The organism is Cohnella sp. GbtcB17 (assembly GCF_019091135.1).
Taxonomy (GTDB): domain Bacteria; phylum Bacillota; class Bacilli; order Paenibacillales; family Paenibacillaceae; genus Cohnella.
In genome coordinates this window covers 1-13,320 of sequence record NZ_JAGXJW010000004.1, presented here as the reverse complement: position 1 = coordinate 13,320, position 13,320 = coordinate 1, and the positions used below count along the sequence as shown (strand labels likewise).

Below are 13,320 nucleotides of genomic sequence, written 5' to 3'. Positions count from 1 at the left end.
AACTCTAATTTGTCGCGCTGGCACGACACCGGCTACCTTATTGCCTCAAACCGCACCGTCTTCACCTCGAACGGTCGAAACGCAAGCTGGACGGCCCCTGCGACAGCGGGCAGCTCGGCGGACGGCTGCTCCAGCATATCCGTCGCAAGCGCCTTCGCGAACGGAATCGCGGCATGCAACTCGCAGGTCACCGTCGCCCCCATGCATTCGTACAGCCGCACGACCCAATCGCCCGAGCCGTCTTCGGCCAGCTTGACCGTCTCCACGATCACATTGTCCTTGTCCAGGCGAAGCAGCGATTCGCTCCTCGCTATCGTCTCTCCCGGCGCTGTCGTGAGCGGGTAGTTCAGCTCGTACGCTTCCCGCACGACCGGACTGTCGAAAAACGCGCCGTTCCATGCGACAAAGCCATAGGTGAACGTATGCGTCCCCTGGTCCGATGTCTCGTCCGGATACGTCGGCGCCCGCAGCAGCGTCAGACTCATCGTATGGTCGTCCACCGAGATGCCGTACTTGCAGTCGTTAAGCAGCGCGAATCCCCGGTTCGCCTCCGCAAGCACGGACCATTTGTGCTGGCTGACCTCGAATTGATCCGCGTCGTGCGGGCGCGAGGCGTGATTGGGCCGCTTGACGTGGCCGAACTGAATCTCGTGCATCGACTCGCGAGCATGAACGCAAACGGGAAAGTCCACCTTCAGCAGCTTGTTCGTCTCCTGCCAGCGAATCGTCGTGTGGAACTCGACTCTCCGGCTGCCGGCCCGAATGCGGATATCCTGAATCAACGTGGATCGGTTCAGGTCCCGTTCGACCCGCACGCTCGCGAACAGCGGACCGGTCGAATGGACGGACACTTTAGCGGTTGAATCGAGCGCGATTCCCGCCGACCGGTATCTCCGGTCAATCTCCCATGCGTCGAAGTCGGACGGCTGATCCCGATACAATCGCATCACGTTGCAATTGCCCGCCGCCCAATCCGTCCCGGTCTCCTTGTCGAAGATGCGGGTCAGCTCGCCTCGTTCGTTGATTTCGATGGACAGAAGCTCGTTTTCGAGATGGTTTGCCGACGCCTGCAAGGCTGACGAGGCAGATTGTGCAGACGGTGCAGACGGTGCAGCCTCCACAATTCGCTCCTCGCGACCGACCTTGAAGGTCGACCAGCCCATGGATGGGACCGCGACCTCGGCATATCCCAAGCCGTCAACCCATTGAACCGGCAGGCTGTTGCCCGACGCGTCCGAGATCGTCCTTGCGCTTTCAGGCAGCACAATCGTTCCGGTTCGATCCCAGGACAGCGAGTTGAACACCGACACGCGCTCCTCGCCGCCATCGGCGATCGCAGCCCTTGCGCCGGAGGCAAGCTCGTCAATCTCCCGGTTCAATACGATCAATGCGGCCTGCGCTTCCTCGTGCACGCGATGAATGGACGAGCCCGGCAAGATGTCGTGGAATTGATGCAGGAGCAGCGTTTTCCACAAACGTTCCAGCTCCTGATAAGGGTAGGCCCGGTGCTGAAGCAGATGCGCGGCCGCTCCCCACAACTCCGTTTCCCGGAAACCGATCTCCGCTTGGCGATTTCCTTTTTTGATCGGCGCCTGCGTCGTGTACGTTCCCCGGTGCGCCGGATAATACAGCTCGCCGACATACTTTGCGTCCGGTATGCCCTTCTCGATCTGATCTTCAAAGTACTCGATCGGCGAGCCATGCTTCGTACGGGGCGCGCCCTCCAGATCGACGAGGCGCCGCATGAACTCCATGTCGTCCCGGTTCGCGCCGCCGCCGCCGTCGCCGTGTCCGAACTGCGTCAGCCTCGTCGTGATGCCTTCCTTCTGGACCCGTTCCTTCCACTGTTGTATGACGAACGACGGGTTGATCCGGATCGGATAATAATCCCCGTAATTGAGCAGATGCGCCAGCACCTGCGAGCCGTCGATGCCCTCCCAGACGAACGTATTGTACGGGAATGGATCGCCGACATTGTCGTAGGTTCCGAACATTTTCACCGAAGCAAAATACCGGAGCCCGCAGCCCTTCATGATCTGCGGCAGGTTCCCGGAATAGCCGAACACGTCCGGCAGCCACAGCATTTCGTTGTCCTTGCCGAATTCCTCCTTGAAAAACCGCTTGCCGTGCATCGCCTGACGGATCAGGCTCTCGCCGCTCGGCAGGTTCGTATCGGGCTCGACCCACATGCCGCCCTCCGGAATGAGCCGGCCCTCCTGAACCGCTTGTTTCATTCGCGCATACAGCTCCGGGTACAGATCCTTGGCCAGTTGAAACAAATAAGGCTGGCTCTGGACGTAGCGGTACTCGGGATATTCCTCCATAAGCGCCAGCTGGTTTGACATCGTGCGGGCGATTTTCCGTTTGGTCTCCGCGATCGGCCACAGCCAGGCGATGTCGAGGTGCGATTGCCCCATGAGATAGAGCGTAGGCGCTGTCGACCCGTTCACGCATTCGAGCAGGGGCTTCAGGATCTGTCTGCACTTTCCGACGTTCTCGGTCAGCGCTTCTTGGCGAAGGGTCAGATCGATGATCGAGAAGACACGGGTCAGCCCCCGGTCGATCTCGGAGACGCGAAGCGCATCTTCGTCCAAATGATTGCGCAGATCGAACAGGCACTCCAGGTCGATAAAAAATTGATAGACTTCCTCTTCTACTATATATAGAAAGGATTCCCCGAAAGCCGGCTGCCGCCCCGAATGGCCGGCATACGCCTCCGCGGCAATCTCGAACCGTTCGCCGGGACGCGCGCTGCGGGTTAACGTCAGATCGTGATGCTGCAAATCCATCGCACCGCTGACAATACCGTTCACGTAAACGGTAGCCTCGGCTCCAAAATCCAGCATGACAGCCAGCCGTTTGCCTTTGGTCTCCCGCGGCGCGACGACCTCCGATCGAAACCAGGCATACGTCCAATCGCTGCCCCATCGATCGCCGCGGACCATGGGCCGCGACGGCTTGCCTTCCAACGCATCCACGGACAGCTGCTCTTCGGTCTCAAAGCCTGTGAAGCTTAAGGTTTGAACCTTGGTATAAATAAAATCGTTTTTTTTCCGCAACAACTTCTCAACAAGAAAGAGGATTTCTTTTTTTGTTTTCAAGTCTCTGCTCCTGTCCTTTGTTTGCGTTAGCGTGCGCAAACGTTGCTTAATCGAAGGGTAGCCAAGCCATGAGGCTGCAGCGTTAATTCCGCTTTGCGTCCACGGTCCGTCTCCGCCGCTTGCGCTTCCTGCTCTCTGGGCTTGCCGTCGAGCTCCACCAGGGATAACGTCTCTGCCTGCAGCTCTGCGGAGACGACAAGAGAAAAGATGCTGGCGTCGGAACCGGTATTATAAAGCCGAACGAGCAGATCGCGCCCTTCCGTGCGAACGGACGAGATCTCGATGGCAGGATCGGTAACGCGAAGCAGCGAGACGGCGGATGTCAGCAGACTGCGGCCGTAGACCGGCAGCAGCGGCTCCGACCAGTTGGCGCTCTCCCGTTGAACGCCGGCGCGATCCCATCGCTCGGCATGCGGCAGAACGGCATAACGCATGTCCCGGACGCCCGTCAGCGGACGCTTGCCCCACCAGAAGCCGCCCTCGCCTCCCCAGCCTAGCGTCAGTGCCAGCGGATCGTTTTTCGAATGGGAATAATCGGTCGTATGATCGGAAAAGATCGCCAGCCCGTAACGGAGGCTGTCATCGTAGTCATCGACCCAGTTCAGGACGATGTTGTGCTTGATCTCGTCCCAACGCTCGTAATGCGTGTCCTCGTGGCGGCTTTGTGCGACGTCGAAGGCGGCATTTTTATAAATCTTCCGGCTGCCCAGCGACACCGGGAATCGGGCCTGAAGCTTATACCGCGTGTTGTGATGCGACTTCCTCCGCTCCGTCGAGCGCTGCTCGGGCGCCATCTCCCATGGGTCGCCGATCCATGTCTCGGTCTCGTAGCGCAAGCGGACATGGAAGTCGACTCTTCGCTGTCCCCGAACCGCCGTCAATGTCGTGACATAATCGATGTCAGCCATACGTCCCTTCATTTCGACGACGACCCGCAGCGGACCGTTCTCCTTAATCGTCAGGGCAGCCGGCGATTCCGTGCTGCTGACCCGGCGGTTCAGAAGGATATGGAAGCCGGCGAATTCATTAAACGGCCGATCGGGAGAAACGATGGAACGGTTATGCGCCTTGTCGAACCATTCAGCGATGACGCCGCCGCGGGCAAGGTCGATGCGAATCTCATACTGATCCGTCTCGATCTTCGCGTATTCCCCTTGCAAAGATGCGAAAGCGCGCGACTCCTGCGCCTTGAGGTCCAGCTCTTCCTGATGATTTTCGTTATCCGTATGTTCAATTGCATACGTCCTGTAGCCCATGGCAGGCGGCTCCGCTTCGAAGAGCAGCTTGCAGGCCAGGAGGCTGCCGTCCTCGCGGCTCGTTCGCGTCGGCACGATCTGACTCGGCATCACGCTGCCGTCCGCGTCCCTGACACAGATGCCGTACGTTCCTCCCGGAGCCGGAATCTCCACCTCCGTCAGTTCCTTCCGCCCGGCTCCCGACAGGTTAAAGACGCGGACGGCCCATGCCGCGCCGCCTTCCTCCGCCTGTCGCAAGCTGCCCGCTGCCCGTTCCAGCACGACATCGCTCAGCGATTCGGCCGCCCAGCTTTGCGCCCCCGCCTGCCAGGCCCATTGGTCTCGGCCTTCTTTCGTCGTCGCGCAGATCCAGGCATCGTGGTGCTGGGACAGCAGCAGCTGATCCCAGGCTTCGCGCAGCTGCTCCTCCGGATAGCGGACCCCACGGAGCACTCCGGCGAGGGAAGCCAGCTTCTCCGCCGCGATGATCTTGTTCTCCGCCGAACGCACCTCCTGCGACATGCGCTGCAGCACAGCTTCGCCCCAAGGCAGCGTGCAGCGAATGTCCTCCTGCGTAAAATGCCAAGGTTCCGTCGGCGGCTCGGCGATGTGCGCCATATACTCGCGCCAGGTTACATATTGGATCTCTTCCCGATCGAGCCGGGGCTGCGCCGGCCAGCCCAGATCCTGCAGGAAGCTGCCAACCGGATGTGCGATGCCATGCGCAAGACATTTGTCTACGAACGCGGGCTCCATATGCCCGGCCTCGGTTTCCCAGCAGTTGACGAGCGCTTCGCATTCGTATCGCGGCACGCAGGTGATGGCGGTGCCGTCCGGTCCGGTCCACAGCACCGTTTCGCGATCGATGCCGGAGGCGTACCCGCCCCAAGCCGTTCCCGGATTTTTGAGGACGGCCCGCTTGTAGCCGAGCGACCGGAGAAGCTGCGGATAGCTGCTGCTCCAGCACGGTTCCTGGGTCGCATAGGTATCGATCGCGACGTCCGGGAAATGTTCGCGAACAATCTCTTGGCCGCGAATCAGGTGGCGAATGTTGCTCTCCCCGCCGATCACCCATCCGAACGGCTGCGCATAGCTTGCCGCCACCAGCTCCAGCCGCGAACTTTCGCCTTCGGCGAAATACGCCTTGAGCTCGTCGTATGAGCGGGGATCGGTTGTGCGTAGCACGTCCCAGGAGATCGGCTCGATGTCCAGGCATAGCTTCCAATCCGGCCTCTGGCGAAGCTTCCGCAGCACGTCCGCCCACGAGCCGAGCGGCATATGCCCTTTGATGCCGCCGTGATAGCCGTCCACAAAGTACGCTTTTTTCATCATCGCTCACCCCCTCTACCTCTCGCTGATCGCGACGTCCCGCCGCGGGCAGACAACGGCGGCGGGACGCCCAAGCGACCTTTATTGCTGAGCTCGCTGCGCGGCATCGTTATAGATCTTCAGCACCTTGTCGATATCGCCCATGCCTTTGACTTTGTTGATGAACTTGGACCAGTCGTCAAAGCTTGCCTTGCCGGCGACGAATTTGGATTCTTCCGTTTGAATGTACGTTTTGATCGGCGTCATAATTTCCGAGATCTGCTGGCTTTCGTCCTGCGTAAACTGAATGGCCGGCGCCGTATAGGTCGACGGCACGAACTCGTTGTCGGGCATCGGCAAGCTTCTCAGGTACGCGGATTTTTCGATAGGCGTCTCCTCGTACTTGCCGTCGAAGTAGGTATAATCGGTTGCCGCAAAATCGACGAACGCTTTGGAATCGCTCGAGATCTGCAAGCCGGGATTGTAATGTCTGCTGGCGCGAATGCCGTATTTGTCGCCTACGGTCCAAGGATCGTCCGCGGTTTTGAATTCGTCGTTGAAGGTCGGGGCGCCGTCGACTATCTTGTAGGTCGTGCCCTCGATCCCCCATGTCAGCAGCCGGATGACTTCGGGGTCGTACTGCAAGTCGACGAATTTGACGATATCCTCGGGGTTCTTCGCCTTGGAGCTGATGCTGTACTGCCCCCAGCCCAGATCCGGCGTATTGCCGTTGGTGACGTTCTGCCATGACGTTCCGTACTTCGGGTTGTTCGGGTACAGCGTCACCGCGAATACTTTGCCGTCATTGGCTTCTCTCGTATAGTTCGCGGGATCCGTGAACCATTGCGCCATCCAGATGAAGTTTTTGCCGTTCAGCGCCTTTTGCTTCAGCGTGTCGTCCGTGTCGGTCAAATACTCCGGATCCAGCAGCTTTTCCGCATACAGCTTGTTGGCGAACTGCAGCGCTTCCTTGTAGCCGTCTTCGAATATCCCGTACACGTACTTACTTCCGTCCCAGTAGACGTCGGCGGCCACATGATTGGCGTTGAAAAGGGAGCGCAGGTCGTGCCATCTTGTATTAATCGGGTATTCGCTCGGATAGAGCTGCTTGAGCTTCTTGCCTGCATCATAGAGTTCATCGAGCGTCGTCGGGATTTTCAGATTGTTTTTCTGGAACAGATCGTATCGGTAGGCGGATACATTCTGAATGAGCATGCCTTTGTCTTTTTCAAACCGCGGGTTGGAGGTCTCTCGGAAGACGAACATTTGACCGTCCGCATTCGTGACGTTCGTCATGCCGTTCTTCACCTGGCTTAAGTAGTTCATATAGTTAGGCATGTCATCCTTGTATTTCATCAGATCGATAATCTGTCCGTTCTTGGCCATATCGGAGGTATCGTAGAACAGTGGCGTGATGAAAAAGTCGGTCAAATCGTCGCTGGCGATCATCAGCTTCACTTTCTGGTCGTAATCGGAAGTCGGGATGTAATTCCATTTGATATCGATTTTTCTGCCCAGCTTCTGCTCCATCAGCTTCAGCCATTCTTTCTGGATCATGCTCTGGCTATTGTCGACGCCGTTCGAGGAGACCGTGACGGAGAAGCTCAGCGGCGTGCCGCCAGTACTGCTTGATGCGCTCCCCGAAGCGCTTCCCGTCGCTTGCGCATTGTTATTCGAGTTGTTGCACCCGGTTATTGACAAGGCGAGAATAGCGGCTGCTGATAGAAGACCAAGCGATTTTGTTTTTCGACTCATACATATCCTCCGTTGCATCGAATTTTGGAAACGATCTAACCCTTGATCGAACCGACGAACATGCCCTGCGTAAAATACTTCTGGAAAAACGGATAGATGATCATGATCGGGAACATGGTGATCACGATGACGGCCATCCGGACGGATTTGGGATCGAGCGTCGTGCCCGGCGCGTTCACGGCGACGTTGCCGGCGCCGACTCTTCCCTGGATGGCATTCGTGTCGAGCGTAAACAAGTAATTTCTCAGAATCATCTGGAGCGGATACTTGTCCTGGCTCTGAAGATAAATGAGCGCTTCGAACCAGCTGTTCCAGCTTCCCACGATGCCGAACAAGGCGAACGTCGCAAGCAGCGGCTTCGATAAAGGCAAAATGATTCGAAACAGCACCCCGACCTCGTTCGCGCCGTCGATGTGCGCCGCATCCTTCAGCTCCGAAGGAATATTCATAAAAAACGTTCGGAATAAAAACACGTTATAAGCGCCTACCGCTCCCGGAATGATCATAACCCAAAGCGTGTCCAGCATATGCAGATTGCGAATGAGCAGGTAGGTCGGAATCATGCCGCCGCTGAAAAACATGGTGATCATCAAAAAAATCGTTAAAAACTTTTTGCCCGCAAACCCGGCGACGGTGAGCGGATAGGCGAACAAGGAAGTGAACAGCAGCATGATAAAGGTGGAAGCAAGCGCGTACAAAATGGAATTCAAATAGCCCGTGTATATGAAATGGTCTTTGAATATGCCCTCGTAAGCTCTCAAATTAAAGCCTTGCGGCCAGAGAGTCACACTGCCCATCGATACAAAGCGGGAACTGCTGAAGGAAGTGGCGATAATATTCAAAATGGGATACAGCACGACAACCATAATGAAAAGCATAATCAGAATATTGATCGCGTCGAACGTCCTGGAGCCCAGCGTCGCTTTTCGCAACCTTCTCCCCCCTTTTAAAACAAGCTCGTCTCCGATACTTTGCGGCTTACCAAGTTGGAAATGTAAAGGATAATAAACGAGATCACGGACATGAACAGACCGATGGCTGTCGTATACGAATATTGCGCGCCGAGAATGCCTTGCCGGTAGACATAGGAGCCGATGACATCCGACACGCTGTACGTCGCGGGATTATAGAGCAGGATGACCTTCTGGAAGTCCGTCCCCAGAATCCCGCCCATCGCGAATATAAGCAGAATAACTGTCGTCGGTCTGATGGACGGCCAAGTGACATGCAGCACCTTTTTCCACCTGCCGGCACCGTCCACTTCGGCTACATCGTACAGCGTCGTATCGATCCCGCTCATCGCAGCGAGATATATAATTGCACCGAAGCCGACGCCCTGCCAGATGCCCGAAGAGATGAATATCGTCCGGAACCATTTCGGATCAAGCAAAAATGAAACGGGCTCTCCGCCAAAAAAGATAACGATGTCGTTGATGAAGCCGTCCCGGGACACGTACATCTGAATCAGCCCTGCGACGATGACGATCGAGATAAAGTGAGGAAAGTACGAGACGGTCTGGACGATTCGTTTAAAGCGCTTGCTTTTTAGTTCGTTGAGCAGCAAGGCCAATATGATCGGAGCCGGAAACGACCACAGCAGCGTATACAAGCCCAGAAGCAACGTGTTTTTCAATACGCCGTAGGCCATCGGATCGTGCAAAAAGGATTTGAAGTACTTGAGACCGACCCATGGACTGCCCCAGACGCCCTGGACGGCGTTGTAATTTTTAAATGCGATGAGGATCCCGTACATGGGAAAATAACAGAACATCAGCACCGTCAAAAATCCGGGTAGAATCATCAGATAGAGATACCGGTGCTTCCATATTTTCGATAGCGAAGTGCGATTCTGCTTTTGCAATGGAACCTCCCCTTTTAATCACTATCCCAAAGTTAGTATACAATGTCGTAATCATATAGCTGCCGATCACTTTTCTAGGACTACCGCTTATAAGCCTAAACATCAATTGTTATCGCTTCCAAATCAATAATGCGTTCATAGATTGGTATTCACGACCTCAAAACATACCATAGACGCGATGTTAGTATCACTTATCATGTGCAACACCTCCAAAGTTAGTGTACGATGAACACAATGTAACACATACCTTTTTAGGGGTCAATTCTAAAATTACGTCACTTTTTCACCAAAGTTCGTATACTTTTATCGATAATTGCCGTATATTATGGCTAGGATTATTTTGTATCAGAGGTGAATGCGACGCATGAACGAGACAACCGTGCCGAAGTATCGACAAGTCAAGGACTATGTACTTATGCAAATAGAGAACAACGAACTGGGCAAAGATGGGCGGATTCCAAGCGAGTCCGAGTTTTCCAAGTTGCTCGATGTCAGTTCGATCACGGTGCGCAAGGCGTTGAACGATTTGGTCAATGAAGGCGTTATTTATCGAATCCGGGGGAAGGGCAGCTTCGTATCGGAGCAGAAGTCGCCGGCTGCCGAGAAGAGCCTGGACTACGTAACGTTCATTATTTCGGGGAACGAAATGCACAATAGCTCTTACATGCAAATCATGAGGGGCATTCAGTCTTTTTTGGGTCAACACGATTGCAAGCTGATGATGGAATTCGTCGAAAACGACTTCGAGAAGGAGCAGGAGCTCGTCGGCAAGCTGATGCAATCGGACCAACGCGGGCTGCTTATCTATTCGGCCGATCCGAATGCGGCCAGAGGTTATTTGAACGAACTGCGCAAAAAATCGATTCCGTTCGTGCTGCTCGACCGGATTCCTTCCGGCTTCTCCGTAGACTGCATCACCTGCAACAATCAGGACGGCGCCTACGAAGCCGTACAATATCTGATTGCCAAAGGCCATCAAAAGATCGGATTCGCGGCCTACGACTTTTATTTGAACACCGAAGTCGAACGGTACAACGGTTATCGCCGCGCGATGCTCGACGCCTCGCTCACGCCGCAAGAGGAGCTTTCGTATTTCCAGCATGACCTGGACTACGCCGAATTGGCGGACCAGATCAACCAAGGAAATCTGACCGCGCTCTTCTGTGCGAACGATCGGCGCGCGCTCGAGGTCATCGACTGTCTGACGCAGGCAGGCATCCAGATTCCCGACCAGGTCTCCGTTATGGGCTTCGACGACTTTGAGAGCTCCAAATTCGCCAAGGTGCCGCTCAGCACGGTCAAGCAAAACTTTGAAGCGCTAGGATATGAGGGCGCGAAGCTGCTATTCGAGAAAAGCACGCAGAACGCCTCCTCCCCGCACAAAAAAATACTGATCTCTACCGAGCTTGTCCTGCGCGATTCCGTCAAAGAAATTTAAAATAAGCCCTCGCTTCCCATGTCGCAAACATGGAGGCGGGGGCTTTTTAATGCGGCATCAGCGTAGCGCCTTTGCGATACCGGTAAGGCGTCATGTTGCGTCTTTTCCGGAACAAGTCATAGAAGTAGCTGACATTTTCCAGACCGATCTCGTAGGTAATGTCCAGGATGGACATATCCGTATTTAGCAGCAAATTTTCGGCATAAGACAATCTCAGTTCGTTAATGTAATGTGTCGGCGAGACGTTCAGATGCTTTTGGAACATCCGGCACAAATAGGCATGCGATTTGCCCGACAGCTCGACGAGCGCGGCCGTCCCTCTCGTAAAATGCTCCTTCTTCTTCGCCTCCGCACACAGCGACGCGAGCCATTCCGGCCCTCCGTTTACGCCACCTTCCGCTTCAAGGGTCATATAGCGGGAGAACAGATCGGTCAGCAGCGCTCTGACCTGCGCTTTGATCGCTTGCTTCCGGTCCATCGGGATCAAATTGAGCTGATCCAGCCGGTAGCGTACGTATTCCTTTTCCGTCTTCGACAACCGAATCGTCGGCGGCATCTCGGGCTCGAACAGCTTTTCGCTGGGAAATCCCGTGCCGAGAAAAGCAAACAAGTCGTCGATCACTTCCCTGTAAAACGACAGGTTGATAAATTGAAAATCGCCTTCGTCCATGCGCTCATAGGCATGAATATCGCGATCCCGGATAAAGACAAGCATGTTTTCTTCGAGCATTTGCCTCGTCCCGTTAATGACATGAACGGCTCGCCCTTTTAAGATGAGAAACAGCTCGAAAAAATCATGCGTATGCAGCCCGATCGTATCGGCAATCGAGGTGATGAGCCGATAATGGGCCTGAATGTCCGAATCGATCCCGTCCGCCGCAAACAGCTTCATCATGGGCGGCGTCCCCCTCCCCGCATCCTGCGGATCTTGTTCAATGTCAAAATACCATAACTTTGATGAAATAAGAACAAGATTTTTGTCCCGTCATTCATTACGATAAAGCTGTAAATGCGTACGAGCGAAAGGGGAGTCCTTAAGATGTCATTGGTCGAACAGTCACTCCGTTTTGAAGGCAGCGTGCTGGAGGAGCGGCGACGCGAATTCGAAGCCGGCAAAATCATACACGAGAGCGCCAAGCTTGTCTTTCTCGGCGTCGAAGGCTTTGACGTGTACAATCCGTCGATCCCGTTCGAGTGGAACGGCAAGCGTTATATGTACGGCCGCGTAGAGAAACGGCAGGAATGGGCGCGCTCCTGGGTACGCCTGTTCGAGCAAAGCGGTCCGGACGAATGGACGGCCGTGCCGAATACGATGATTTATCAGCTGGAGGATCCTTATGTCAGCATCATCGACGGGGAACTCGTGCTTGGCGGCACGCATTTCCGCAACAACAAAGGCAAGCTGGACACGTTCTACGGTTATTTTTACAGAGGCACGGATCTGCACGATCTCGTCTACTTTACGACCGGCCCGGATTATATGAAGGATATCCGGCTCGTGAAGCTGCCCGGGGACCGGATCGGCGTGTTCTCGCGACCGCGAGGCGAAGCGGTACGTCAAAAATACGGAAGCGAGTCGCTAATCGGATTTACGATCATCCGCAGTCTTGACGAGCTGTCGGCAGAGGTCATTGAAAGCGCGCCGATCATCGAAGGCATGTTCAAGCAGGACGAGTGGGGCGGCTGCAATCAAGCTTACCTGCTGGAGAGCGGAAACGTAGGCGTCATCGGACATATCTGCTACAAAACGTTCGACGAAGCCGGCCAAGTCACGTTGACCTACATGAATATGTCCTTTGTTCTGGACCCGCAAACGCTGGCATACTCGGACCTCAAAATTATCGGAACCCGCTCCTGCTATCCGGAAGGTCCGGCCAAGATGAGCGACTTGACAGACTGTGCCTTCACCTCCGGCATCGTGATGCGCGCTGACGGCAAAGCCGATTTGTATAGCGGCATCGGCGATACCGAGGTCGGCCGAATCGTAATCGATTATCCGTTCGCGAGTGAAGGGCGTATCGTGGATGGGCTTGGGAATTAACTACCAGTAGCCCCATGCAAAACGGGATGATGCAGGTGTGTTGACCTGCCTCATCCCGTTTGTATATTGGCCATCTCGTCCCGCTTGTGATCGCCTGCGCTACTTCGCGGCCGCGCCGTTCTGCGGCAAGTCGCGCGCTCCCCGGCGCTCGGCCACTTCGTCGAAGCGGCGGCGCTCGGTGCGCTCGATCTGAACGATACGGCCGTCGTGCACGATGATCTGCACGTTGCCGTATTGCAGCCCCTCTACGGCTTCCGTGATGCGCTGAATCCAGCTATCGTTCAATTCCAACGGCTTTGCCATTTGGACGCCTCCTCGTGTTATCGCCTGGATGACTTTATGATAAGTACTCAATGCGTGCGGCTGCTCGTCATCTTGTGCTCGATAATGCCTTTAATGATCAAGGTGACGATCGCGAGCGCCATGAGCAGCGACGCGACCGCAAACGATGCGGTGTACTGATACTCGTTGTACAAAATTTCGATATGCCGCGGCAAGGTGTTCGTTTCGCCACGAATATGGCCCGAGACGACCGATACGGCGCCGGACTCGCCCATCGCGCGCGGGTTGCAGAGGATGAT

The 13,320-nt window shown here is 55.4% G+C and carries 9 protein-coding genes and 1 pseudogene; 2 read left to right on the top strand and 8 right to left on the bottom strand.

Annotated features, from left to right (window positions below):
• Positions 1-32: 32 nt before the first annotated feature.
• The 5 genes from KVT38_RS02640 to KVT38_RS02620 form a co-directional block, all read right to left on the bottom strand.
• The gene (locus tag KVT38_RS02640; protein ID WP_368859045.1) at positions 33-2,978 is read right to left on the bottom strand and encodes an alpha-mannosidase; all 2,946 of its coding nucleotides are present in this window, start codon (positions 2,976-2,978) and stop codon (positions 33-35) included.
• Between the two features lie 149 nt (positions 2,979-3,127).
• Positions 3,128-5,668: an alpha-mannosidase gene (locus KVT38_RS02635; protein WP_217592140.1), complete on the bottom strand. Its 2,541-nt coding sequence runs from the start codon at positions 5,666-5,668 to the stop codon at positions 3,128-3,130.
• A 78-nt stretch (positions 5,669-5,746) separates the two neighbouring features.
• Entirely contained in the window at positions 5,747-7,399 is a 1,653-nt protein-coding gene (locus KVT38_RS02630; RefSeq protein ID WP_217592139.1) for a type 2 periplasmic-binding domain-containing protein, read from the bottom strand.
• Between the two features lie 35 nt (positions 7,400-7,434).
• Positions 7,435-8,331 carry a carbohydrate ABC transporter permease gene (locus KVT38_RS02625; protein ID WP_217592138.1) on the bottom strand — a complete coding sequence of 299 codons (897 nt, stop codon included), beginning with the start codon at positions 8,329-8,331 and terminating at the stop codon, positions 7,435-7,437.
• 14 nt (positions 8,332-8,345) lie between these two features.
• On the bottom strand, positions 8,346-9,200 hold the full coding sequence (locus KVT38_RS02620) for an ABC transporter permease (RefSeq protein ID WP_217592283.1): 855 nt from the start codon (positions 9,198-9,200) through the stop codon (positions 8,346-8,348).
• Between the two features lie 424 nt (positions 9,201-9,624).
• Here KVT38_RS02620 and KVT38_RS02615 point away from each other — a divergent pair, with 424 nt between their 5' ends.
• Positions 9,625-10,698 (top strand): GntR family transcriptional regulator, encoded by a 1,074-nt coding sequence (locus tag KVT38_RS02615; protein WP_217592137.1) that lies wholly within the window; start codon positions 9,625-9,627, stop codon positions 10,696-10,698.
• A gap of 46 nt (positions 10,699-10,744) precedes the next feature.
• Here the strand turns inward: KVT38_RS02615 and KVT38_RS02610 are convergent, their stop codons facing one another.
• Positions 10,745-11,593: a helix-turn-helix domain-containing protein gene (locus KVT38_RS02610; RefSeq protein ID WP_217592136.1), complete on the bottom strand. Its 849-nt coding sequence runs from the start codon at positions 11,591-11,593 to the stop codon at positions 10,745-10,747.
• A gap of 144 nt (positions 11,594-11,737) precedes the next feature.
• Here KVT38_RS02610 and KVT38_RS02605 point away from each other — a divergent pair, with 144 nt between their 5' ends.
• Positions 11,738-12,739, top strand: coding sequence for an MTP-1 family protein (locus KVT38_RS02605; protein WP_217592135.1), 1,002 nt, complete (start codon positions 11,738-11,740; stop codon positions 12,737-12,739).
• Between the two features lie 99 nt (positions 12,740-12,838).
• Here the strand turns inward: KVT38_RS02605 and KVT38_RS02600 are convergent, their stop codons facing one another.
• Complete coding sequence (locus KVT38_RS02600) at positions 12,839-13,042, bottom strand: YezD family protein (protein ID WP_217592134.1); 204 nt, start codon at positions 13,040-13,042, stop codon at positions 12,839-12,841.
• Between the two features lie 47 nt (positions 13,043-13,089).
• A pseudogene (gene cysW / locus KVT38_RS02595) lies at positions 13,090-13,320 on the bottom strand (sulfate/thiosulfate ABC transporter permease CysW); the annotation flags it as partial.

Bases quoted from the DNA above. Each gene is read 5' to 3' on its own strand.
- KVT38_RS02620 (WP_217592283.1), bottom strand. From the start codon at position 9,200: ATGATTCTACCCGGATTTTTGACGGTGCTGATGTTCTGTTATTTTCCC.
- KVT38_RS02630 (WP_217592139.1), bottom strand. From the start codon at position 7,399: ATGAGTCGAAAAACAAAATCGCTTGGTCTTCTATCAGCAGCCGCTATT.
- KVT38_RS02615 (WP_217592137.1), top strand. From the start codon at position 9,625: ATGAACGAGACAACCGTGCCGAAGTATCGACAAGTCAAGGACTATGTA.
- KVT38_RS02635 (WP_217592140.1), bottom strand. From the start codon at position 5,668: ATGATGAAAAAAGCGTACTTTGTGGACGGCTATCACGGCGGCATCAAA.
- KVT38_RS02610 (WP_217592136.1), bottom strand. From the start codon at position 11,593: ATGATGAAGCTGTTTGCGGCGGACGGGATCGATTCGGACATTCAGGCC.
- KVT38_RS02605 (WP_217592135.1), top strand. From the start codon at position 11,738: ATGTCATTGGTCGAACAGTCACTCCGTTTTGAAGGCAGCGTGCTGGAG.
- KVT38_RS02600 (WP_217592134.1), bottom strand. From the start codon at position 13,042: ATGGCAAAGCCGTTGGAATTGAACGATAGCTGGATTCAGCGCATCACG.